Origin of the sequence: Acinetobacter sp. CIP 64.2, from assembly GCF_000369645.1 — a bacterium.
Taxonomy (GTDB): Bacteria; Pseudomonadota; Gammaproteobacteria; order Pseudomonadales; family Moraxellaceae; genus Acinetobacter.
In genome coordinates this window covers 2,091,068-2,114,264 of sequence record NZ_KB850122.1, presented here as the reverse complement: position 1 = coordinate 2,114,264, position 23,197 = coordinate 2,091,068, and the positions used below count along the sequence as shown (strand labels likewise).

The following is a 23,197-nucleotide window of genomic DNA, read 5'->3' as shown; positions in this document are numbered from 1 at the left end:
TAGAAGGGGTGGGTAGAATAAAAAAATCAGGCATTTCGCCTGATTTTTTGCTTTAAGTCTTGTTAAATATTGTGGTATTGGCGGTACCAATCAACAAAGTTTTTCACGCCATCGATCACTGAAGTCGCTGGTTTATAGTCCACATAGTTTTCTAGTGCAGAGCTGTCGGCAAAGGTATCAGGTACATCACCAGGCTGCAGAGGAAGTAGATCTAAAATCGCTTCTTTACCTGCGGCTTTTTCTATGGCCTGAATATATTCAATCAGTTTGACTGTACGGTTGTTCCCAATATTGAAAATTCTAAATGGGGCATTGCTGGTGGATGGATTTGGATGGTTGCTGTCCCAAGTCTCGTCTGGTGTCGCAATCTTGTCGCTAGTACGAATGATGCCTTCAACAATATCATCAATATAAGTGAAGTCACGGGTATGATTACCGTGATTGAATACTGGAATTGGTTTGCCTTCAAAAATATTTTTGGTGAACTTGAACAGAGCCATATCTGGACGTGTCCAAGGACCGTAGACGGTAAAGAAGCGTAGACCTGTGGTTGGCAATTTAAATAAATGACTATAGCTATGTGCCATGAGTTCATTGGCGCGTTTGGTTGCAGCATAAAACTGCAATGGATGATCTACGCCGTGTTGTTCACTGAATGGCATAGTGGTATTGGCACCATAGACACTACTGGTACTGGCATAGGTCAAGTGCGCTGTTTCAGCATAACGACAAGCTTCTAAAATATTGGTAAAGGCAATCAGATTGCTTTCCACATAGCTATGTGGATTTTCAAGTGAATAACGTACACCAGCCTGCGCAGCCAAATGAATTACACGATCAAAACTATGATCTTGGAAACATTGATCAACAATGGCTTTATTGGCTAGGTTTTCACGGATTAAACTAAAGTTGCCTGTATCTTGGCGTTCAGCCAATAATTGTAATTGCTGAGCACGTGCTTCTTTAAGAGAAGGGTCATAATAATTATTAAAATTATCAAAACCGACCACATCATCACCGCGTTCCAGCAGTTTTTTTGCAACACTAAAGCCGATGAATCCAGCAGCACCTGTGACTAGAACTTTCATTCATCGCCTCCAAAAATATCTCGGGTATAAACTTTATCTTGTACATCGAGCAAATCACTGGAGAGGCGATTGGCAATAATCACATCGCACGATTGCTTGAACTCATTTAAATCTTGGGTCACTTTTGACTTAAAGAAACTATCTTCATGGAAGGTCGGTTCATAAATGATGATTTCAATGCCTTTGGCTTTTAAGCGCTTCATCACGCCTTGAATCGCAGAGGCACGATAATTGTCTGAACCGCTTTTCATCACCAAGCGATAAATACCGACTGTACTTGGATTTTTGGCAAGAACAGAATCGGCAATAAAATCTTTACGGGTTCGATTGGCATCTACAATCGCTTTAATCAGATTGCTAGGTACATTGTTATAATTGGCCAATAGTTGTTTGGTGTCCTTGGGTAAACAATAACCGCCGTAACCAAAAGATGGGTTGTTATAATGATTACCAATGCGAGGATCAAGACAAACCCCATCAATCACTTGTTTGGTATCCAGACCGAAACTTTGCGCGTAGGTATCTAATTCATTAAAGAATGCAACTCGCATGGCCAAATAAGTATTGGCAAATAGCTTAATTGCCTCGGCCTCGGTTGAATGAGTCAAAAGTACAGGAATATCTTGTTTTATGGCACCTTCTAATAATAGATCTGCAAATTGTTGTGCACGTTCAGATTGCTCACCGACGATAATTCGTGAAGGGTAGAGGTTGTCGTGCAGTGCTTTACCTTCACGTAAAAACTCGGGTGAGAAAATAATGTTTTGGGTTTGATATTTCTGTTTGACTTGTTCAGTAAAACCAACAGGAACGGTGGATTTGACGATCATGGTCGCGTTCGGATTAATTGCCAGTACATCCTGAATGACACTTTCCACACTTTGGGTATTAAAGTAGTTGCTTTGAGGGTCATAGTCGGTGGGCGTGGCAATAATAATAAAGTCAGCACCTTGAAACGCCAGTTGTTTATCTGTCGTCGCTGTGAAATTTAACTTTTTTTCTTTTAAAAAAATTGAAATATCATGATCTTGAATCGGTGATACTTTGTTGTTCAGTAAATCTACTTTACTTTGGAGGATATCCAGGGCAATAGTTTCATGGTGTTGTGCAAATAGCATTGCATTTGACAACCCGACATATCCTGTTCCAGCAATCGCTATTTTCATAAGTACCTAACAGATTCGATATACATCATGGACGGGTTAATAGGATAACCAGAGTGACCCTAATTTAAAATCCCATTCTACGGGTGTAATCACCATACGTCCTGCATTCGGAGTGAGTGTGATTTCACTAAAATACACATGATCTTGAGAAAGTAAGAAATCTATCCGGCTATAGCCATATGCTAAACTGAGTTTTTCTGACAATTGAATAATATCCTGCAATTGTTTTGGCACAGCTAAAGCTGATGGGGAATTATCTTTAAGATCGACCCGAAATGGCTGTAACTGCCATTGTGTATCATAAATGTTTGAATAGTCTTTGCCTTGTGCATCTTGGACATCAATTTCAAGATATTCTGGACGACCTTCAAAGCAATGTACACGACACGTCGTAATGGTGGATTGGCTGACTGGATCTACATAGAGCTCAACATACTGTTCAACCAACACTTTAGGGCAAATATCTTTGTAGTGCCATTCCCGTTTTCTAAAATACATATTCATTTTGAGATGATTTTTGATTTTAGTAGAGGCTGCCGTGATATTAAATTTACTTTTATCACGACAGATCATGGCACTACCACTGTCATGGGTACATTTTAAAACAAATTGGTCGGGTAGTTGATCGAAGTTAATCTCATCAAAACACGTATAAACGCCAATCAGTGGAACAAAATAGGCATCACCAACTTTAGCTGAAACAAGTTGTCTTACTGCACATTTGTCAGCTAATTTTGTGAATAAGGGACTTCGCTCGAAAATCATTCGGGCTGTAACTTTTTCATTGAAGCTTTTTGGTGAGCAAAAATCAGGGGTATAACCTAATTTGCAGATAAACCGTTTAGTCAAGTACGCTTTATCTGAGACAAATTTAGTTCTAATTATTTTTGCTTGATACTCAAAGTAGTTATAAATCATCAGTCAAAAGATTAAATCCCGTCAAAGTAACCTGTAATTATAATAAAAATACCTAAATCCGTCTAATAAAAAGATGGAGAGTTTAGGTGTAAAATAATTCAAAAAGGTTTGATTTTGTTAAAGATTGTGAGGTTTTAAGTTGGGATTAATAAATCTGCTGAATGCAAAGAAATCATTTGTTGGTTGAACGCCTTATCGCTGTGAAAACTTAGAAAATTATAATATATTGATTTATATGAAATGATCGAGATTATTGTCCCCCTGCCATTACGAAAAGAGACTGCCTGTAAACAGGACAGTGGTGTTATCATAGGCCCTAGATTAAACATGCTGAGCCGTATTTTCGAGCTTTCTGATCGTTTAAGAGTGAATTGATGAGTGAAATGATGCAACCGGTTGATGTGGTAATTGCTTGGGTGGATGGTAATGATCCGAAGTTAAAACAGAAACGCATGCAGTATCAGGGTAAAACCCAAGCTTCTGATGCGATTAGTGATACCCGCTTTGCCAGCAACCATGAAATTTACTATAACGTTGCATCGATTTTAAAATATGTTCCATTTTGTCGATACATTTATATTGTGACGGACGGTCAGCAACCGCAGTGGATTAATGAATTTGTTCAGGATGGGATTTGTGAGGCGGATAAAATTCGCATCGTTGATCATCGTGAAATCTTTGCAGGTTATGAGCAATACTTACCGACCTTCAACACGCGTTCGATTGAAAGCATGATTTGGAATATTCAAGGGTTGTCTGATTACTTTTTTTATTTGAATGATGACTTCTTTTTTAACGCACCAGCGCAATTGGACGATATTCTGGTTGATCAGAAAATGGTGATTTACGGGCATTGGCAAAGTAGTTTTGCGCTCAAGGCCAAGCTTTGGTATCGACAGCTTTTAAATCAGTATTTTGCCAAGCCAATACAACCTAAGCATATGATTGCACAAATGTTAGGTGCAGATATACTAGGATTTAACAGGTTTTTCGAAATTCATCATTATCCACATGCAGTTGACCGAAAAATATTACAAGACTATTTACTGGCCCATCCCCAGTTTCTAGAAAAACAGATTCAGTATAAGTTTCGCAGTGTAGAACAAATCAATCCGATTTCATTGATGAATCATCTGAAAATTCAAAAAGATGAGGCCTTGCTGAAACCTGATCTTGAAATTGCGTATTTAAAAAATGAAAGCAGTTTAAGTCGCTTCTTGCAAAGTCTGGGGAATGAACAGATTAAATACGGGTGTATGCAAAGTCTGGATCAATTGAATGGTGCGGCAGCTGCTGAAATTTATGCAGCCCTAAACCAGAAATTGGCTGGCTATATCCCGAAAGTTTTATTGGCTGAAACGGCCAAAGGATAAATGATGAAAGTTGAAACTTATCTGATTAATCTCGATGGCAGTGATCAGCGTCTCGCCAATGCAACGGCCCAATTACAGCAACAGGGTTGGCCATTTACTCGTTTTGCAGCCTATGATGGGCGAGGTAAGGACTTATCAGAGTTCAAACAGTACGATGATGCAGAGGCTCAACGAATTTTAGGTCGTAGTCTGATCAACTCAGAGCTGGGATGTTATCTGAGCCATTATGGCTGTGTGGAAAAATTTCTTGCAACCGATGCTGATTATTTGCTAGTGCTGGAAGATGATATTCAGGTTTTGCCCAACTTTAAACATAATCTTGAGTCGCTGCTCAATTATCTGGATCAGCATAAAGCATTAGATTGGTATGTGGTCAATCTGGCAGCTAAAAAGAAAAAACTTGCCAAAGATATTGTTCAGATGGCGCATTATAACTTGTGGCATGCCTATTATTTTCCAATCCGTGGGGTCGGCTTGCTTTGGTCTCGTAAAGGGGCCGAAGAGTTTGTCAGACGTGGTAAAAATATAAATGTACCTGTCGATATTTTCTTTCAGGGCTGGCTCAGTAAAAATGGTAAAGGCTTAGGTGTTTGGGGCCCTTTTGTAAAACCTGCCGGATTGGACAGTGATATTTTGGGTACCGTTGCAACGCAGGGTATTCAGCGTAAGGATTTGGAAAAACGTGATTCTTCTCATGCTTTTAAAAAGCAGAAACGCATGTGGCGTGACCGTTTTTATGCATTTAAACATTTAATTTTTTAATGAAAATTGTCTGCATAGATTGCCTGGTTTAAATAACAAGCTAAAGCAGTTTAAGAGCATGACTGAGTCCCTTTTATGAAAATATTAAAAAAAATATTCTATCTCTTAAAATTTTATACGATGTATGCAAATAAAAAGAGAGGAACAAATGAAGCCATAGACAATGATGCAGATCTGATTGTATTAAATCCGATTGTGCATAATGCAATCATTCCTAAAAAAATATGGATGTATTGGGAGGGCTCTCTCTCTGGGTTTATAGAAAAGTGTGTTGAGCAAGTAAAAAAAACCAATCCACACTATGAAGTCAATTTTTTGACACCAGACACACTCAAGGACTTTTGTAATATTGATTTTGATCGTTTTCAACACATCACCCCACAACAAAAGGCTGACCTGATTCGTTTGGATCTGCTGTATCAATATGGTGGAATTTGGTTGGATGCCAGTATTATTGTTTATGAAAGCCTGGACTGGATTCAGAGCCTGGTGACGAAAAACCAGACCAATAGTTTTGCTTATTATCGCGCCAAAAATACCACCATCAATGACTTTCCTGTATTGGAGAATTGGTTGTTGGCAAGTGAAGAAAAGAACATTTTTTTTAAGTATTGGCTTGAAGAGTTTACTAAAGCCATTGAAGTGAGTCCTAAAAACTACCTTCAACAGCTCAAGAAGACTGAGCCGCATTATCTAGACTTGTTCCAAGAGATTGGCCGTCTGGAATATTTGGTCGCTTACGTGGCTTGTCAGAAGGTGATGCGCGATCATTTGCCGAGTATGAGCTTAATTAACTGTGATAAAAACGCATTATTTATTCAAGTAAAACACCAATGGAGTAAAGAGAAAGTTCTTATCGATATGGCGATCAACTCACCACCCGTAGAAATGCCGAGACTAATCAAGCTTGCTGGGAAGGAGAGGAAAACCTTGAGCCATTATTATGAAAAGGGAATGTATTTAAAAGGTTCATTGTTGGACATTTCTTAACAAGACTCGAAGAAATTGAGGGTGAAAGGGAGCATGGAAGCAAGTAGAATAGCAGTAAGACCAATGTTTCTATTGCCATGAAAAAATTTGTTATCAGTTTATCTACTGCACATGAGCGCAGGATACATATCAATAGCGAATTCAGTAAGAAAGGTATCGATTTTGAATTTTTTGATGCCTTGACACCTGAACCAGCAGCATTATTTGCCCAAGAGCTTGGTTTAAATATCGATGAGTATGCTTTAACAAAAGGTGAAGTGGCATGCTTCATGAGTCATGTGTTTTTGTGGAAAAAGATGGTGGACGACAATATTCCACATATGGCTATTTTTGAAGATGATATTTATTTGGGCGATAATGTAAGTGTTTTTTTAACAGATGCGTTGTGGATCGAGCAAAATTGGCATTTGATCAAAATTGAAGAATTCACTCCGAAGGTCGCTCTAGGCCAAAAAATTAAAGAATTTAATAGCACTCCAGATAGAACGTTATTTGAGCTTAAAAGCAAGAATCTTGGCACCGCAGGTTATATTTTATCCTTGCATGGAGCTAAGCAGTTAATCAATTATATTCAATCTCTCGATCAGCTGATTGCATTAGATCACCTTATGTTTGAAAAGCTTATTCAAGATAAAATCTTATCTGTATCTCAGATGAAACCTGCCCTATGTATTCAAGATGTAACACTTTATTCAACAAAAGACAGTGTGAAGTTTGCAAGTCATTTGTATAAAGAGCGTTTGGTACGAATGCAATATAATAAGAAACGAGGAATGAGTAAAATTCTTATTGAGCTGCAAAGGATTATTTTGCAAATAAGAAATTTAATTTTTTTAAAGTCAGTCGGATTTAAATAGGGACGTATGTGAAAAACTTTGTCATCAGCTTAAAGTCAGCATCTGATCGTAGAACTCATATTGAAAATCAGTTTGGCAATCAAAGTATTCCCTTTCAGTTTTTCGATGCAATTGAGCCTGTTCAGATTGAGAGTCAGGCTGAAAAAATTAATTTCACGCTCCACCAAGGAGATTTAACCAGAAATGAGCTGGCGTGTTTATTAAGTCATGTTTCTCTATGGCAAAAAGTTCTTGATGAGAAAATACCTGCGATTGCAATTTTTGAAGATGATATCCATTTAAGTGATGATGCTGAGTTATTTCTAAAAGATGCAAATTGGTTAAAGGTCGATATTGTTAAGCTAGAAAAGTCTTATAAAAGTGTGATTTTAGATTTAGATCAGCTACAGGTTTTTGATGATAAAGATTTTGTGTTGCGAAAACTTAAAAAGCCACATTTGGGCGCTGCTGGATATATTTTAACGTACAATGGTGCTGTAGCATTACTGGATTATATAAAGCAACAGGATACTCTTGATCATGTTGATCAAATTGTTTTTCGCAACTATATCAACGAGGGTGGACTGGGCATTTATCAGTTAAATCCAACGCTATGTATTCAAGACTACATACTCAACCCTGAGGATCAGAAATTTAAGACTACACTTCAGTGGCGTGATAAAAAAAAGGTCAAACCACAGGGATGGAAAAAGTTGTTAAGAGAATTCAACCGAATTTTTACTCAATTGTTTGAAGCCCCTTACAAGACCAGCTTGAAATTCATAAAGAAGCAGCAGGATTAGCTTACTGAGTTCTGTGTACAGCTTTAAATTTTACATTTTAATTGTATATAATTGTGATTTATAGTCTAAAGGATAATGGTTCCATAGGTGAGCGTTTTTGTTATTAGTTTAGATTCAGCACATGAAAGAAGACAACATATCAGGGAGGAGTTTAGTAAAAACTCAGTTGTTTTTAATTTTTATGATGCAATTACACCAAAAACCCTATCTTGTGCTGCAGACAGTGTCCAGATTGATTTAACTCGTAAAGGTGTCTTAACGGATGGTGAACTTGCCTGCTTGTTAAGCCATGTTATGCTTTGGAAAAAAATTGTTGATCAAAATCTCGAATACATGGCAATTTTTGAAGATGATGTTTATCTAGGTGAAGATATACAAAGTTTTTTTAAAGATTTTGCATGGATTCCTGATGATATCCATATCATAAAGCTAGAGGCTTTTGATAAGGAAGTTGATCTTTCATTTTTTTCAAAATTATCAAAAAGTGGTAGAGGCTTATATCATTTAAAAGCAATGCATTTGGGAGGGGCTGGCTATATTTTATCAAAAACTGCAGCCAAACATTATCTTAAGTTGATTGTAGATATGCCAGAGTTAGTGCCTGTAGATCATATTTTATTTGGCTGTGATGTTAAAAATGGAAAATATAAAGTCTATCAAATGACGCCAGCCATTTGCGCGCAAGATTTCTATATTTATAATAAATATGATAACTTGCCGAGCCATTTGGAAGTGGAACGTTCTGTTCGCCATCATGCAGAGAAGCTGCTACGACTTCAACAAAAACAGAATATGAGCCTATCTGTCAAAATAAAGAGAGAGCTTTTTCGATTATTTCGGCAAATTTTGAAACTTAAAGATTTTTCTGCTTATCGGAGGGTGAAGTTTAAATAGTGTGAATCAAATAAGTCTTCACTTATAGAGAGATTCATCTCCACCTCTAAACCGTTTATAGCCCCACATGTATTCAGCAGGAAAGCGGTTAATCATTTGTTCAACCGCTTGATTGAGCGCGGTTGTGGCAACTTCGATATCGCGATCATAGAGCTGAGGATCATTTAGATCATCACAATACACATCAAAACCGTCACCATCTTCACGACGGAAACAACTGAGGCCAACTAAACGGCATTGGGTTTTCTGTGCCATTTTGCTGGCCAGAGTACTGGTTAGACAAGGGATTCCGAAAAAAGGAACGACAACTCCACCAGATGGATCAGGTACATGATCAGGTAGAATGACACTGAAACCACCTTGTTTTAAGTTTTTAAACAAGGCTTTGACGCCAGATGCATCAGTAGGAACCAAAGTGGCGTTAAGACGCTGACGTGCGTGCAGGGCAAATGCATTAAAGCCTGAGTCTTTCATTGGCTTATACATGATGGTCGGTATACCATATTGATGCACCCATGCATTCATCATTTCCCAAGTGCCTAAATGAGGGGTAATAATCAATGCACCTCTTGGATCACTGAGTGCATCTGTTAATACCTTTAAATGATGTACCTTCTGAATCTGCTGAATGCTCCATTCAGGAGGCATTGCCCAGCATTTACCAGATTCGACATAACTGAGACATTGCTTGGTCACACTCTCTCGAGCCAGCCGTTCTTTCTGCTCTTGACCGAGTTCAGGATAAGCCAGCCCAAGATTGACTCTGGTTTTCCACAGCATACTTTTATTCGGATTTTGATTAATAACGTAAGCTGCCACTTTTGCGATACTGCGCAAAAATGCTAAAGGTAGAAGACGAAGAAGTGTAGGATAAAACGACATGCTTTTAATCTTGTTTATCGGCGTTGCCTTTAAGTACCATGTAGATCAATGCAACGAAGATCAGTAAGGCACCTGCTAAGCTACTGACACAGAAGTATAAAATACGTTGATTGGTATCCATGTTGAAGAGCTCATTTGCCAAGATGTAACGCATAAAGAACCATTGAGCAAGTGAAAACACAATAATGATAATTGCATGTCGACGTACATCAGGACGCATTGCCATAAGACTGACCTCTCAATAAAAAGCAGTCTATTATGCCATTAGCGGACATGATCTCAAAGTATAAATCCTTATTTTACCTTCCCGTTGCGGGACTATAATCGTTCCTCATCTCCTAAAAGGAGGGGAATTGTAGGGATATAAAAAAACCCTGCACGGGGCAGGGTTCTTGTTGAAGCATAAACTCAGAGTTTATTTTTCTTCAGCTTTAGGTTTTTCGCGTAAACGAATACCCAAGTCACGCAATTGATTTGCTTCAACTGGCGCTGGTGCTTGAGTCAACGGACATTCAGCAGTCTTGGTTTTCGGGAATGCAATCACATCACGAATCGAAGATGCACCTGTCATGAGCATAATTAAGCGGTCAAGACCAAATGCCAAACCACCGTGTGGAGGCGCACCGTAACGTAATGCATTGAGTAAGAAACTGAATTTCTCTTCAGCTTCTTCTTCACCAATACCTAAAGCTTCAAAGATTGCCTTTTGCATCTCTAAAGTATAGATACGAAGTGAACCGCCACCGATTTCAGTACCATTCAATACCATGTCGTAGGCAACAGAAAGTGCTGCACCAGGGTTACTCTTCACTTCTTCAACGCTTGATTTTGGAAGTGTGAATGGGTGGTGAACAGAAGTCCATTTGCCATCATCAGTTTCTTCGAACATTGGAAAGTCAACAACCCAAAGTGGTGCCCACTCACAAGTTGCAAGGTTGAGATCATGACCGATTTTGACACGTAGTGCGCCCATTGCATCGTTTACAACTTTGGCTTTATCAGCACCAAAGAACACGATATCGCCATTCTCGGCACCAACACGTTTTAATAGATCAAGCACGATTGGCTCGATGAATTTAACGATTGGTGATTGCAGACCTTCGATGCCTTTTTCAAGTTCGTTGACTTTGATATAAGCCAAGCCTTTAGCACCGTAGATACCTACGAATTTGGTGTATTCATCAATCGCGCTACGTGGCAGTGAACCTGCACCAGGTACACGTAAAGCTACAATACGGCCTTTCGGATCTTTAGCAGGGCCAGCGAACACTTTGAACTCAACGTCTTGCATTAAATCTGCAACGTCAACAAGTTTTAGCGGAATACGCATATCTGGTTTGTCAGATGCATAGTCACGCATTGCGTCAGCGTAAGTCATACGTTCAAATTTATCGAATTTTACATTCAATAATTCATTGAACATTTTAACGGTTAAGCCTTCCATTAAATCCATAATGTCATCGTCACTCATGAACGATGTTTCAACGTCGATTTGGGTAAATTCAGGCTGACGATCCGCACGTAAGTCTTCGTCACGGAAACATTTGGCAATTTGGTAATAACGGTCAATACCGCCAACCATCAACAACTGTTTGAACAATTGTGGTGATTGTGGAAGTGCGTAGAAGCTCCCATTTGAAACACGGCTTGGCACTAAATAGTCACGTGCGCCTTCTGGGGTTGCACGTGTCAAAATTGGGGTTTCAACGTCTAAGAAACCATGATCTTCAAAATAGTTACGGATCAAGTTGGTCACTTTAGAGCGGAAACGCAAGCGCTCGAGCATTTCTGGACGACGAATGTCCAAGAAACGGTATTTCAAACGAATTTCTTCTGAAATATTGGTGTTTTCGTCATTCAATGGGAATGGCGGAGTATCAGAAGCTGCAAGAACTTCGATTTCTTTACCTAAAACTTCAATCTGACCACTCACCATGTTGGCATTTTCAGTACCTTCATAGCGGCGACGCACACGGCCTGTAATTTTTAATACAAATTCAGAACGTGCTTTATCGGCTGTTGCGAATGCTTCAGGGGTATCTGGATCGATCACCACCTGTACTAAACCATCACGGTCACGCATATCAAGGAAAATTACACCGCCATGGTCACGGCGACGGTGAACCCATCCGCATAACGTAACGGTTTGATCGATTTGGGCTTCAGTTAAAGAGCCACAGTAATGAGTGCGCATCATATTGAATTATGTATCCAAACTATATTGGCTGTAGAAGGTGAATGCGTAAACAGCGCAGCACCAATGAAGGGGAGATTATGCCTTGTTGAACGTAGAGTCTCAAGTCTTAATATTTTCAAGAGAATTTAAAACGGATGCTTTTTGTTAAAACGATTTCAGCCGATGGTTGCGATACAAAAATAAGAAGAATAAACATGAGACCGTGAATAGACTTAAGCCCGTTTGTGTAAACTCATTGATGGATTTTCCAATGAAGAAATAGCGTTCGCTATGCCAAAGTGAGGAAGGTATATATCTGCTATAGTCCCATACAGAGAGAAGTGCTGAAGCGGTACAGATGATCAGGCTAATCACGAAAAACCATCTCTCTTGAGTTGAACTTGGCTGAGTGCCTTTATGCTGCTGATAATAATGCCAGCACATCTGCATTAAAATCGGAAGCGTGATGAGAGATGAACCGATCTGTAAGACAAAATGCAGAGGGTAATTAACACCCAGTAGAGATATGTTTTGTGCAAGAAGTTGTTTAAATGCAAACGTACGAAAGTCGAGATGAGTTAGCCCATCCCAGATTAAATGTGTTGCACTCCCTAAAAGAATGGCAAAGCAACTCATCAAGATGAAATTAACAGCTTGATCAAAGGAATTGATATGTAAAGGATGCTGAATGCCCAGAACGCGGTAGATGACAGGTCGGTAAATTAAATACCAGAACAAGCAAAACAATAGACCCATCGGCAAGTTGGGAAATAAAAGACCAGACCATTGATGCGTAATGGCAATAGTTTCCTGCGTGAATAACCGGTATAGATCAGGAGTCATACAGCCAATGGCTAAAGCAGCGACAGGTAAATGTCCTTGACTGAGTTTAGAGAGTGGCGGCGCAAGAACAGCATGTGAAAGGGTAAAAGGCATAATAAGATAGCCAATAAAGATAATTAGATGCTACATCGGGGAAAAAGCGGCAACAATATTTTTCTGTAAATAAACGATGATTACTATTCTGCCCTTGTACTCAGTTGTTTTATAATTGTAATTTTGTTTCAATAGCACGTTGTTTTTTATGTTGTTGATTGGTTGATAATCTAACTTGGGTGCTGTAGGGGTTTAATTTTATTATGGGTTTTTATTTAAACTTCTTGGGTGAAACTAGAGTTTCGAAGCTGATTTCATTAACGATATTAATTTTATTTTTTTATTATATTTTTAATGAAAATTTTAGAGTTTGGTATCTTTCAATTTTTTATTTGCTAGCATTTATTTATGTTTTAATAAAAAATAAAAAAGTGGTTGTTAATATTCCATTGGTTCTATTTTGTCTAATCAGTTTTTTTACGTTCAGTCTAAGTTATTATCTTTTTGATCGGTTAGATGATATCCCTCCAGGCGGGCCTTATCGGACTTATAAAAATATTGTCAATCAATACTTGTGGGTAATTCCACTGTGCTTTTTACCTACTATTTATAGTTACTTTGGCTATAGGGTTAAGAATTTTTTTATTATTCTTTATATTGTAATTGGTTTCTTAATGTTTTATAGCTGGGCTGTTGGATTTCAACTTGATTTTGACCGAGGCTTGTTTGCACAGTTTTATAATCCGATTATTTCATATGATATTGTATTCGTATCTTTAAGCATTGTGGCTTTGGTTTTCTCATTTTATTTAAGAGGCTATTGGGCATATCTATTATGCAGCATTAGCTTGCTGAGTTTATTTATTTTTATATTACATGGTTCTAGAGGAACTTGGTTAATTGTTCCTTTTTTACTTTTATTTTTAATATTGTTTTACTATAAAACTCAGAAAAAAAAGCTTTTATTTGTTGGCGGAGCATTTTTATTTTTTGTAATTATCAATGCCATTATTCCGAACTCTCCGTTGTTTAGTCGTCTCGATGATTTTCAAAATGATAAAAATGCAATAGAAAATCAAAGTTATCAAAATAGTACCGGTGCAAGATTGGTGATGTGGGAGAATGCAATTGAATTGTTTGAAAAACACCCTCTGATCGGGGTCAGTGCCTATGGTGTTGAGCAAGAGCAATGTCGCCTAGCAGAGCAAGGGATTTTACCTAGTTGTTTCCAACATAAGCATAATATTTTCTTTCAGGATTTAGCTGCAAATGGTTTGATCGGTTTAATGGGGCTTATTATTTCATTACTTACTCCGCTGATGTTTTTCTTTTCTCAGTTTTCTAGCAGAAACGAATTGGTTCGAAATTTGGCACTCGCAGGATTTTTATTTGTTTTTTCATTCTTTCTGAGTGGATTGACAGAATATTATCTGTTTTTCCCTTATGTCACTTATATTTTCTTTTTTATAACAGCAAGCTTGATGAGTTTTATCATATTGAAAAATATGAAATAAATTATGATGAAATCAACCGATATGTCGAAGGATAATGTCGGTTTTTTCTAAAAAGTGTTGGTTAACTTGTCATAGCATAGTGTTGAAAAATGACTATTCATGGAATCATGGAGAAGTTGTGTGGCAAATGTTTTTTTATGAGACGGTTTCTTATTGCAAAATAAATGAAATGTTATAATATTACAATGTAGCAAACAACTGATTTGAGACATGGTATGTCATTTTCCAAAAATATTCTGACCTTATCTATTTTAGCTGTTGTATCTGTGTCCACATTTGCAGCAGAAACTGAACAGGTTTCAACCCTAGATACAATTCGAATTAAAGCACATCCACTTGAGCAAACCTCTAAAGATTTTGCGGTTGCCGATACGGTTGTGGACCAAAAACATTTACAGCAAGGGGCCGTAACCATTGGTGACGCACTGAGTAGTGAGCCTGGTATTTATTCCAATCAATTCGGTGCTGGGTCAAGTCGTCCTGTGATTCGCGGTCAGGATGGTCCACGTGTGAAGGTTCTACAAAACTCTTCTGAAAACATTGATGTATCTACCTTGTCTCCAGATCATGCGGTGACGGTTGATCCAGCATTGGCGAAGCAGGTCGAAGTGATCCGAGGGCCATCAACCTTATTGTTTGGTGCTGGAACGGTCGGTGGTTTAGTCAATGTTACGGACAGTAAAATTCCAACGCAAATGCCTGCAAATGGTTACGAGGGGAATGTTGGATTACGCTATAACACGGGTAGCGATGAAAAACTGGCCACCGCTGGTGTCACGGTTGCTTTAGGCGATCAGGTGGCTTTACGTGTGGAAGGTTTAAATCGAGAAGCAAATGACTACATTGCACCAGACTATTTCCATGAAGGTGAAAAAGAGCGTCGTGTAGGCAATACTTTTGCTAAAGGTGAAACGGTGAATGTCGGTTTATCCTGGATTTATGACCGTGGTTTTACAGGAATTTCATATAGCAATCGTCAAGATAAATATGGTTTACCAGGCCATAGCCATGAATATGAAAGTTGCCATTTACATGGTTTAAGCTTGCATTGTGGAGATCATGATCATAATGACGGGAATGATCACAGCCATGATCACGCAGATGAGTCTGGTCCTTGGATCGATTTAAAATCTGAGCGTTATGATGTGCGTACTGAACTAAACGATCCATTTGCGGGTTTTAAAAAGTTACGTGCTCAAGCCAGTTATACCGATTATAAGCATGATGAAATTGAAGAAGGCACGATTGCTACGCGCTTTAAAAACAAGGGCTATGATGGGCGTCTGGAATTGGTACACAATCCCCTCGGTCCTTGGGAAGGTGTGATTGGAACCCAATATGGTCAGCAAAAACTGGAACTCACGGGTGAAGAAGCGTTCTTGGCACCAAATACCACCAAGAAGTGGAGTGTTTTCGCCTTGGAGCATGCTCAATTTAATGAAGTACATGTGGAAGTCTCAGCACGTGCAGACCAGCAAAAAATTGATATTGATGACTCATCGAAAAAAGATTTCAGTGGTTCGGCCTTTTCTGTTTCAGGTGCCGCCAACTGGGAATTTGCACCGAACTATAAACTTTCATTGGTAACTTCACATCAAGAACGTTTGCCTTTGGCACAAGAGTTATATGCGAATGGCGGACATTTTGCGACCAATACCTATGAGTTAGGTGATGATCAATTGAAGAAAGAGAAGTCTAATAATGTGGAGTTAGGCTTCCATTATGACGATAACAAGTTTGACTATCATGTCCATGTATATCACAACTGGTTTGATGACTATATCTACGCACAAACTCTAGACCGCTATAAAGATTTCCGCTTGGTGAAATATACACAAGATCAGGCACGTTTCTACGGTGCCGAGGCCGAGGCTGGCTATCAAATTTCGCCAATTTATAAAGTTGGTGTATTTGGAGACTATGTTCGTGGCAAGATCGACAATGAAAATGCACCAAGAGTACCAGCAGGCCGTCTAGGTACCAAAGTAAATGCGGACTTTGGTGATGGTTTTAGTGGTTCAGCGGAATATTATCATGTGTTCCAGCAAGACAAAATTGCAGCCTATGAGACGGATACCCAAAGCTATAACATGGTGAATCTGGGTGTGGCATATACGGGTAAATATAGCAATGTTGGTGATTACCGCGTATTCCTGAATGCGAATAACCTGCTTGACGATCAGGTTTATCAACATGCATCGTTCTTGTCGACGATTCCGCAAGTGGGCCGTAACTTTACCGTTGGGGTAAATTTTAACTTCTAATTTTTCACTTAAATCTTATTGAAAAATCAAAGTATAAGCTCTAGCCTTAGCACATTAGACTAGGGCTTTTTTTGTTTATATGCGTATCTTCCAACGAATTCATCGGAAATTAAACTGGTCAGGTCGTCGTTACATGGCAGTCATATTGTGTATTTTTGCGATTGGATACATTGCTTCGGCAATTTATCACACGGTAAAACCCCTCCCGAAAGGGCTGGATTTTACGGGTCAGTTGCGTCATGCCAATGTGAAGTTTTTGGCGGATCAGACTTATATTGATACGCAAGGTCAACAACAGGTTGATCAGCATATTTTCAAAGAAGTTTTCCAGTTGATCGATCAGGCACAAACCACGATTGTGCTGGATATGTTCCTGTTTAATCAGGAAGTGGGAAAGTCCAAAGTCAAACAGTTTCCTTTGATGCAAGAGCTCACTGATGCTTTAATCGTAAAGCGTCGTTTGCATCCAACGGTTGAAATTGTGGTGATTACCGATCCGATTAACTCGGTTTATGGTGGTATGACACCTCAGCATTATCAGCAGTTACGTCAGGCCGGCGTAGAAGTCATCGAGACGGACTTAAAACCACTCCGTGCCTCGAATCCACTCTGGTCAGGTTTCTGGTATATCTGTTGCCAGAACTTGGGGAATAATCCAGAAGGGGGATGGTTAAGCAGTCCATTTGGCAAAGATAAAGTGACTTTGCGTAGCTATTTGGAACTCTTTAATTTTAAAGCCAATCATCGTAAAACTTTGGTCGTGGATACGGTGGACGGCTGGAAAAGTTTGGTAACTTCAGCCAATCCACATGATGGTAGTTCGCATCATAGCAATGTGGCGTTGGTGGTGGATGGCCCAACCGCGATTGATATACTGCAAACCGAACAAGCAGTGGCCAATATGTCTAATGGCTCTAGTCCATTTGTGATCATGGGCGGGCTGGCAGAAGATAAAAGCTTACCTCAAGTCCAAGTGCTGACTGAAAAGGCCATTTATGAGGCTGTCTTAAAGATGATTCAGACTGCGAAAAGTAAAGAGCATCTGGATATGGCCATGTTCTATTTGTCGGAACGCAATATCATTGATGCACTGAAGCAAGCACAGCAACGTGGTGTCAATATTCGCATCATGATTGATCCGAACAAAGATGCGTTCGGTCTGAAAAAGAATGGTATCCCAAATCGTCAAGTGGCTTCGGAACTCCATGCCGCTGGCATTCCAATTCGTTGGTGTGACACGCGTGGCGAGCAGTGCCATAGCAAAATGCTGTTGAAATATAATGCGCAGCAAGCAGAAATTATTCTGGGTTCAGCCAACTTAACTGCACGGAATTTGAAAAATTATAATCTTGAGACTGATATGCGGGTGATTGGTGCAGCACAAGCGCCAGTGCTTAAAGATGCAGGACAGTATTTTGATGCAGCATGGACCAATGCCAATGGTCGTCAAATTACGGTTGATTATGCAAAATATGCGGATGAATCAAAGGCGAAATACTGGCTGTATCGTTTTATGGAATGGTCGGGGTTATCGACGTTTTAATTGAGCAGAGCAGGTGTTCGACGGAATGGCAAAAATTAAACTGACTACTAGGCAGGATCAGCAGATTGATTTAGCTGTGCATCAACTCCAGCATTATGCTGATATTGTTGAAATTCACAGTTGGGCTGAATTGCTGGAATGCTATCTGAGCCTGAAACAAGACGTTTATCCCAAAAAAGTGTTTCTGATTCTGGATGATGCAGCACAGGCAAAATATACCTCGATGCATGCAGTCGAGGATGACCGCTTGTATGTTGATTTTAGTGATGATCTGAACGGGATTGAGGTTGGTGATCCAAGCTGGGAACAGACCTATCAAAATGTTTGTGTACCCAAGCAATTGCGGCATTATCTTCAACAGTTGAGTGATCCAGCCCATCAGCTGCGCTTTGAAAACTTTGCTGAGAAAATGCAGCATTACGATGAAAGTGATTTAGAGGCGATCATTTATTTTAATCAAAATCTATTGATTTCAATGGAGAGTGTGATTGAAGTGAAAGTTGCGGATGTTGAAACCGAAGCATTGAAATTGGCGATGTTACCGAACGGTTATTTCTCCTGTGATTTTGATCCATTTGAAAACTTTGCCATCATTGAGAAAATGCGGCACTATGGTTTTGAGTTTATCGGCCTTGGGGCAGCTTTATTGGGGTGGATCAAAACATCAGCGTTTAAAGCGGATACGATTGATGACTTGGTTCAGGATCTTGCTTTGATTTACCCTTTAGATATTTCTCATCAGGAAAAAATAAAAGCCCTGATTTTAAAAAATGATTATCTGATTTTACCTTATTCGGAATCACCACAAGAGTATTTGGGCTACGACTTATAGTGCTTCACAGCCGCATCTCAACGAGCTTGGGTATCATTGATCATTAAGCTCGTTGAAAAGATGACAAGTCTTCGAATTAAGGGCTCGGAGGAATCAACTGATCCAAATCTTTATCGGCCAATTGCTCAAGTTCGCTTAAATCTGTTTTGATTTTCCACTGAGTTTCATCTTCGACTGGATTGGGTAAACGGGCTTCTAGCCAGTCACAGACCACATCTGGTGTGAATTCTGGATGATTACACTGGATTACCCACGCCAAGAAATCTTTAGCTTCACCGTTCATGTACGGGGGAGGAGACACGGGAAAGAACTGAGTGGGTAAACGTTCATTGGTGGATAAATAATTGAGGACGTGCCCGAGTTCTTGAACCGTTTGCCATGCCAGCGGATGCTCAACATCAATGTTGAATTTAAACCACCAAGCATGTTGACCATCTGCACCATGCGCAACGATACGAGATTCTTGTACGCTGGGAACTTTACAGAAAAATTGATAGAGACGATCAAAATTCATTTCAGCCACAGATGTTGCCTCAAAACCAAAAAATTGATTTTAGCATATCTAATGATGGCTTTAGGCAGCTGCTGTTTATCAATGCAATGCAACAGCTGATCTGAAAAAATATTATTACAACATCAGTGCTGGTTTTTTATTCTAAAATAAAAACATACTCTGATTTTAGGGAGATCATGATGATGCAATCTAAACGCTATATTTATGGCTTAGCGGTTCTATTGGGCTCTCTGCCTGTGATGAGCTATGCAGATAATGCATGGGGGGGGTATCGTGGCGTAGAACGTCACTCTTCTCATCAGACCTCATCTTCCTATCAGCCACCTGCACAAGATCCATTCGCATTCTCGAATCAGCGTGATACGCCAACAGCACCGCCAAAAGGCTATTATTATCAGCCCAATCAAAATAACTATTATCCTCGTCCGAATCACCGTCCTGGGGTGCGTGTTGAATATTATCCAGAGACACAGTATGAGCGCAGTTACCGAAGCGGCTCCTTTGTGGTTGGCAATGAATTACCTGGTCAATTCAGGAATGAACGCTATATCGTCCGGGACTGGGATTATTATTCATTACGTGAACCGCCGCGCGGTCGCCATTGGGTGATGGTGGATGGACGTTATCTTTTGGTGACGGATGATAGTTTTACCATTGAAATTATTCGCTGATTTTAAATCGCTTTTTCAAATTTAGTCTGTAGATGATTCTCCATAATTTCTTGGATTTCATTACAAAGTTTTGCAATGTGACAGGTTTTATTCATGCTTTCTCCTAGAGTTTTTCTTAATCTGGTTTCAGATCGAAAAATAGAGGATCAAACAATGAAAAAGACAGCGGTGTTATTGGTATCGACTTTAATGCTCGGTATATCTGCTTCGGCAATGGCAGATTCAAATCGTTGGAATCATGATTATAAAGATCGTTATGATCAGCGCTATGATCGTTATGACCACCGTTATGATCATCGTGAACAACCACGTTGGTCGAATGGAGATCGTGGTAAGCATTATGGTCAATATATTAATTTTAAACGTGGTGAGCGTTTACCTTCCGAGTTCCGTAATAACCGCTATATCGTCTCAAATTATCGCTACCATCGTTTGTATGAGCCACCGCGTGGTTATAACTGGATGCAAGTACAAGGCAAATATGTGCTGGTTGATTCCCAATATCGTATCTTCCGGGTTGGATAAAATCGCGAATATAAAAAGCAGGCCAAATGCCTGCTTTTTATTTATGCCAGTTCGTCATCTTGTGGTCGAGGTGTTTTATTGGAAGGCAATTGTTGTTCCTGATCTTTGCCCCGAATCACAGAAGGGTAGTTCCATGATGCAAAACGAACCACCAGAATTGCCACCGCTAAAATTAAGATCGAACCTGTGGTGATGACTAAATCCATCGAGGCTTTATGGTTATGCTGAATATCGGCGATCAACAGGCGAGTGAGGGCGGTAATCGCGACATAAATCAAAAAGCGCACTGGCATATGGTTGGTCTTGAAATAAATCCCCACCATGGCGCCGAGTTCTAAATAGATAAATAAGAGTAAGATGTCATCAATGCTGGCGTACTGTTTCACCGTCAGAATTTCGATCACGGTATGCACGGCTGACCATGCAATCATACAGCCGATAATAAATAAGGCTAAATAATGAAAGGCTTCAACCGCATAGTGACCGAAGCGGTCGAATAGGCGAGATAAACCTTCAAGTTTCTCTTTAGGGTTCGACATAGCGATTCAGATGCTCAACATGATTATTAGAATATTATGCAAGTTTTATGCTGATTTTATTATAGCGATAAAAAAAACTGCCTCAACCAAATGGCCGAAGCAGTTTTTATGACCAAGCTAAATTAAGCTTGATTGGTGAAGTAATCTTCGCTGAAGTTCATGATCAAGTCAGAACCCGCTTTGATCTTCGCTAAACGCGCATCAATTTCAGGCAAGATACGGTCTACAAAATATTGTGCCAAAGCCAGTTTGTTCTGATAGAAATCACCAGACTTGTCTTTTGCAGCAGCAGCGATTTTTGCAAACATATAGGCGAAGCTGAGTAGGCCGACTGCATGTAGGTAATCAACTGCAGCAGCATTTGGAAAATCTACGTTTTCAGCTGCTTGCTCAATAATGAACTGCGTGATCGCTTCAATTTCAGTTGCAGCGTCTAAAGTTGCATCTTTAATAAAGTTCAAGTCCGTATCTAAATCATTGGCAAAGTCACGAATCTCTGTGATGTATTCTGCGATGAATGCACCACCACATTTAATGGTTTTACGACCAATTAAATCTTGAGATTGAACGCCGTTGGTTCCTTCGTAAATTTGAGCAATACGAAGGTCACGGATACATTGTTCCATACCCCATTCACGGATATAACCGTGTCCACCGAAGACCATTTGTGCATCTAGAGTTGCTTGGAAAGCCGTGTCAGTCAAATACGCTTTTGCAATTGGTGTTAATAAGGCAACGCGGTCGTTGGCTTTCTTCACGGCTTCCGCATCGGTTGAGAACTTGGTGATATCCAGTTGCTGACCGACATATACTGCAAATGCACGAGACGCTTCGTTGTTGGCACGGACATTGAGCAACATACGACGTACATCACCATGTACTAAAATGCTATCCGCTGGCTTGTTTGGTGATTGAACGCCAGACGCGCTACGACCTTGTAAGCGGTCAGTCGCATATTGTGCTGCATTTTGATAAGCAAATTCAGAAGCCCCAAGACCTTGAATACCCATCGACAAACGTTCGTAATTCATCATCACGAACATCGCAGCAAGGCCTTCATTTTCTTTACCTACGAGGTAACCTTTAGCACCATCAAAGTTCATCACACATGTTGCAGAGGCTTTGATGCCCATCTTGTGTTCGATTGAGCCTGGGCCAACCGGGTTACGCTCACCTAAAGAACCATCTTTATTGACCAAGAATTTCGGTACGATGAATAACGAAATACCGCGTGAACCCGCAGGCGCATCCGGTGTTTTCGCAAGAACAAGATGAATGATATTCTCAGCGAGGTCATTATCACCGCCAGTGATGAAGATTTTAGTACCGGTAATGTTATACGTACCATCTTCATTACGTTCAGCTTTAGTTTTGATGATCCCTAAATCCGTACCCGCATGTGGTTCGGTTAAGCACATGGTACCTGACCATTCACCAGAGTAGATTTTAGGTAAATAAGTTTCTTTTTGCTCTTGTGATGCATAGCTGTTTAAAGCCATACCTGCACCCACAGAAAGAAGCGGGTAGAGCATGAATGATGGGTTGGTCGCGAATAACATCTCATCAGACAGGACAGTCAGCATTTTTGGCATGGCCTGACCGCCCCATTCTTCGTCCGCACCTAAGCCGATCCAACCGCCTTCAGCGTATTGACGGAATGCTTCTTTAAAACCTGCCGGGGTGAAAACTTCACCATTTTCCCAACGTGCGCCTTCTTCATCACCCGTACGGTTTAACGGATGTGTCACGTTTTGGGCAAACTTCGCCATTTCTTCTAAAATTGCTTCAGCTGTTGCAGCATCTACATGAGCCAGTTTCTCATTAGACTGCCAGAATTGTTCTGCTTTAAATACATCATTCAAGATGAATTTCATGTCTGCTAAAGGCGCATTGTAAATTGGCATAATCGTTCCCTTCTAGGCACAGTGTCATGTGCAAAGTGATCAAATAAAACGAACAAATAAATTGAATGGTATCAATTTAGCATTGATTAAACAAAAAAAGGACGGTCAAAACTGACCAGTCCTTTTT

22 protein-coding genes are annotated in these 23,197 nt (G+C 39.8%); 12 read left to right on the top strand and 10 right to left on the bottom strand.

Translation table 11 applies throughout. From position 1 onward, the window contains the following. Nucleotides 1-62 precede the first annotated feature (62 nt). The 3 genes from F895_RS01310 to F895_RS01320 are packed head-to-tail and all read right to left on the bottom strand — an operon-like array spanning nt 63 to nt 3,172. The gene (locus F895_RS01310) at nt 63-1,088 is read right to left on the bottom strand and encodes an NAD-dependent epimerase (RefSeq protein WP_005244267.1); all 1,026 of its coding nucleotides are present in this window, start codon (nt 1,086-1,088) and stop codon (nt 63-65) included. Continuing rightward, nucleotides 1,085-2,254 (bottom strand): nucleotide sugar dehydrogenase, encoded by a 1,170-nt coding sequence (locus F895_RS01315; protein WP_005244265.1) that lies wholly within the window; start codon nt 2,252-2,254, stop codon nt 1,085-1,087. Before F895_RS01315 ends, F895_RS01310 begins: the two co-directional genes overlap by 4 nt. 36 nt (nt 2,255-2,290) lie before the next feature. After that, a complete protein-coding gene (locus F895_RS01320; protein ID WP_005244263.1) occupies nt 2,291-3,172 on the bottom strand; it encodes an ATP-grasp fold amidoligase family protein in 882 nt (293 codons plus the stop codon). A 374-nt stretch (nt 3,173-3,546) separates the two neighbouring features. On the opposite strand from F895_RS01320, the gene F895_RS01325 reads away from it, so the two are divergent. The 6 genes from F895_RS01325 to F895_RS01350 all read left to right on the top strand — a co-directional run bounded on the left by F895_RS01325 (nt 3,547) and on the right by F895_RS01350 (nt 8,830). Next, nucleotides 3,547-4,545 (top strand): Stealth CR1 domain-containing protein, encoded by a 999-nt coding sequence (locus F895_RS01325; RefSeq protein WP_005244261.1) that lies wholly within the window; start codon nt 3,547-3,549, stop codon nt 4,543-4,545. Nucleotides 4,546-4,548: 3 nt separating this feature from the next. Further along, entirely contained in the window at nt 4,549-5,307 is a 759-nt protein-coding gene (locus F895_RS01330) for a glycosyltransferase family 25 protein (RefSeq protein WP_005244259.1), read from the top strand. 75 nt (nt 5,308-5,382) lie between these two features. Next, nucleotides 5,383-6,297 carry a glycosyltransferase family 32 protein gene (locus F895_RS01335; RefSeq protein ID WP_005244258.1) on the top strand — a complete coding sequence of 305 codons (915 nt, stop codon included), beginning with the start codon at nt 5,383-5,385 and terminating at the stop codon, nt 6,295-6,297. 77 nt (nt 6,298-6,374) lie between these two features. After that, a complete protein-coding gene (locus F895_RS01340) occupies nt 6,375-7,154 on the top strand; it encodes a glycosyltransferase family 25 protein (RefSeq protein ID WP_005244257.1) in 780 nt (259 codons plus the stop codon). An 8-nt stretch (nt 7,155-7,162) separates the two neighbouring features. Further along, a complete protein-coding gene (locus F895_RS01345) occupies nt 7,163-7,936 on the top strand; it encodes a glycosyltransferase family 25 protein (RefSeq protein ID WP_005244256.1) in 774 nt (257 codons plus the stop codon). 87 nt (nt 7,937-8,023) lie between these two features. Continuing rightward, nucleotides 8,024-8,830, top strand: a complete 807-nt coding sequence (locus tag F895_RS01350; protein WP_005244255.1) for a glycosyltransferase family 25 protein — start codon at nt 8,024-8,026, stop codon at nt 8,828-8,830. 18 nt (nt 8,831-8,848) lie between these two features. Here F895_RS01350 and F895_RS01355 read toward each other — a convergent pair whose 3' ends face one another. From F895_RS01355 to F895_RS01370, 4 genes are all read right to left on the bottom strand, one after another. Further along, the gene (locus tag F895_RS01355) at nt 8,849-9,712 is read right to left on the bottom strand and encodes a lysophospholipid acyltransferase family protein (RefSeq protein ID WP_005244252.1); all 864 of its coding nucleotides are present in this window, start codon (nt 9,710-9,712) and stop codon (nt 8,849-8,851) included. Nucleotides 9,713-9,716: 4 nt separating this feature from the next. After that, a complete protein-coding gene (locus tag F895_RS01360; protein WP_005244251.1) occupies nt 9,717-9,938 on the bottom strand; it encodes a hypothetical protein in 222 nt (73 codons plus the stop codon). Nucleotides 9,939-10,127: 189 nt separating this feature from the next. Then, complete coding sequence (gene aspS, locus F895_RS01365) at nt 10,128-11,909, bottom strand: aspartate--tRNA ligase (RefSeq protein ID WP_005244249.1); 1,782 nt, start codon at nt 11,907-11,909, stop codon at nt 10,128-10,130. 144 nt (nt 11,910-12,053) lie between these two features. After that, nucleotides 12,054-12,824 (bottom strand): DUF4184 family protein, encoded by a 771-nt coding sequence (locus F895_RS01370; RefSeq protein WP_005244247.1) that lies wholly within the window; start codon nt 12,822-12,824, stop codon nt 12,054-12,056. A gap of 203 nt (nt 12,825-13,027) precedes the next feature. On the opposite strand from F895_RS01370, the gene F895_RS01375 reads away from it, so the two are divergent. The 4 genes from F895_RS01375 (at nt 13,028) to F895_RS01390 (ending at nt 18,917) form a co-directional block, all read left to right on the top strand. Next, nucleotides 13,028-14,278, top strand: coding sequence for an O-antigen ligase family protein (locus tag F895_RS01375; protein ID WP_005244245.1), 1,251 nt, complete (start codon nt 13,028-13,030; stop codon nt 14,276-14,278). 215 nt (nt 14,279-14,493) lie between these two features. Beyond that, nucleotides 14,494-16,542 carry a zinc piracy TonB-dependent receptor ZnuD gene (gene znuD, locus F895_RS01380; RefSeq protein WP_005244243.1) on the top strand — a complete coding sequence of 683 codons (2,049 nt, stop codon included), beginning with the start codon at nt 14,494-14,496 and terminating at the stop codon, nt 16,540-16,542. A 79-nt stretch (nt 16,543-16,621) separates the two neighbouring features. Then, a complete protein-coding gene (locus tag F895_RS01385; RefSeq protein ID WP_010589784.1) occupies nt 16,622-18,085 on the top strand; it encodes a phospholipase D family protein in 1,464 nt (487 codons plus the stop codon). A 25-nt stretch (nt 18,086-18,110) separates the two neighbouring features. Next, nucleotides 18,111-18,917 (top strand): hypothetical protein, encoded by an 807-nt coding sequence (locus F895_RS01390; RefSeq protein ID WP_005244239.1) that lies wholly within the window; start codon nt 18,111-18,113, stop codon nt 18,915-18,917. A gap of 76 nt (nt 18,918-18,993) precedes the next feature. On the opposite strand, the gene F895_RS01395 is transcribed toward F895_RS01390, so the two are convergent. Next, nucleotides 18,994-19,431 (bottom strand): hypothetical protein, encoded by a 438-nt coding sequence (locus F895_RS01395; RefSeq protein WP_026040138.1) that lies wholly within the window; start codon nt 19,429-19,431, stop codon nt 18,994-18,996. A 179-nt stretch (nt 19,432-19,610) separates the two neighbouring features. Here F895_RS01395 and F895_RS01400 point away from each other — a divergent pair, with 179 nt between their 5' ends. Beyond that, the gene (locus tag F895_RS01400) at nt 19,611-20,102 is read left to right on the top strand and encodes an RcnB family protein (RefSeq protein ID WP_005244235.1); all 492 of its coding nucleotides are present in this window, start codon (nt 19,611-19,613) and stop codon (nt 20,100-20,102) included. A gap of 153 nt (nt 20,103-20,255) precedes the next feature. Next, nucleotides 20,256-20,627 (top strand): RcnB family protein, encoded by a 372-nt coding sequence (locus tag F895_RS01405; RefSeq protein WP_005244231.1) that lies wholly within the window; start codon nt 20,256-20,258, stop codon nt 20,625-20,627. 41 nt (nt 20,628-20,668) lie between these two features. Here the strand turns inward: F895_RS01405 and F895_RS01410 are convergent, their stop codons facing one another. Both F895_RS01410 and F895_RS01415 read right to left on the bottom strand, forming a co-directional pair. Beyond that, on the bottom strand, nt 20,669-21,166 hold the full coding sequence (locus F895_RS01410; protein WP_005244229.1) for a phosphate-starvation-inducible protein PsiE: 498 nt from the start codon (nt 21,164-21,166) through the stop codon (nt 20,669-20,671). Nucleotides 21,167-21,288: 122 nt separating this feature from the next. Beyond that, nucleotides 21,289-23,070 (bottom strand): acyl-CoA dehydrogenase C-terminal domain-containing protein, encoded by a 1,782-nt coding sequence (locus tag F895_RS01415; protein WP_005244226.1) that lies wholly within the window; start codon nt 23,068-23,070, stop codon nt 21,289-21,291. Nucleotides 23,071-23,197: the final 127 nt, after the last annotated feature.

Coding starts and splice junctions, on each gene's coding strand:
- F895_RS01375 (WP_005244245.1), top strand. CDS start 13,028: ATGGGTTTTTATTTAAACTTCTTGGGTGAAACTAGAGTTTCGAAGCTG.
- F895_RS01325 (WP_005244261.1), top strand. CDS start 3,547: ATGAGTGAAATGATGCAACCGGTTGATGTGGTAATTGCTTGGGTGGAT.
- aspS (WP_005244249.1), bottom strand. CDS start 11,909: ATGATGCGCACTCATTACTGTGGCTCTTTAACTGAAGCCCAAATCGAT.
- F895_RS01405 (WP_005244231.1), top strand. CDS start 20,256: ATGAAAAAGACAGCGGTGTTATTGGTATCGACTTTAATGCTCGGTATA.
- F895_RS01315 (WP_005244265.1), bottom strand. CDS start 2,254: ATGAAAATAGCGATTGCTGGAACAGGATATGTCGGGTTGTCAAATGCA.
- F895_RS01355 (WP_005244252.1), bottom strand. CDS start 9,712: ATGTCGTTTTATCCTACACTTCTTCGTCTTCTACCTTTAGCATTTTTG.
- F895_RS01330 (WP_005244259.1), top strand. CDS start 4,549: ATGAAAGTTGAAACTTATCTGATTAATCTCGATGGCAGTGATCAGCGT.
- F895_RS01395 (WP_026040138.1), bottom strand. CDS start 19,431: ATGAATTTTGATCGTCTCTATCAATTTTTCTGTAAAGTTCCCAGCGTA.
- F895_RS01340 (WP_005244257.1), top strand. CDS start 6,375: ATGAAAAAATTTGTTATCAGTTTATCTACTGCACATGAGCGCAGGATA.
- F895_RS01370 (WP_005244247.1), bottom strand. CDS start 12,824: ATGCCTTTTACCCTTTCACATGCTGTTCTTGCGCCGCCACTCTCTAAA.
- F895_RS01410 (WP_005244229.1), bottom strand. CDS start 21,166: ATGTCGAACCCTAAAGAGAAACTTGAAGGTTTATCTCGCCTATTCGAC.
- znuD (WP_005244243.1), top strand. CDS start 14,494: ATGTCATTTTCCAAAAATATTCTGACCTTATCTATTTTAGCTGTTGTA.
- F895_RS01335 (WP_005244258.1), top strand. CDS start 5,383: ATGAAAATATTAAAAAAAATATTCTATCTCTTAAAATTTTATACGATG.
- F895_RS01320 (WP_005244263.1), bottom strand. CDS start 3,172: ATGATTTATAACTACTTTGAGTATCAAGCAAAAATAATTAGAACTAAA.
- F895_RS01385 (WP_010589784.1), top strand. CDS start 16,622: ATGCGTATCTTCCAACGAATTCATCGGAAATTAAACTGGTCAGGTCGT.
- F895_RS01390 (WP_005244239.1), top strand. CDS start 18,111: ATGGCAAAAATTAAACTGACTACTAGGCAGGATCAGCAGATTGATTTA.
- F895_RS01400 (WP_005244235.1), top strand. CDS start 19,611: ATGATGCAATCTAAACGCTATATTTATGGCTTAGCGGTTCTATTGGGC.
- F895_RS01310 (WP_005244267.1), bottom strand. CDS start 1,088: ATGAAAGTTCTAGTCACAGGTGCTGCTGGATTCATCGGCTTTAGTGTT.
- F895_RS01415 (WP_005244226.1), bottom strand. CDS start 23,070: ATGCCAATTTACAATGCGCCTTTAGCAGACATGAAATTCATCTTGAAT.
- F895_RS01360 (WP_005244251.1), bottom strand. CDS start 9,938: ATGGCAATGCGTCCTGATGTACGTCGACATGCAATTATCATTATTGTG.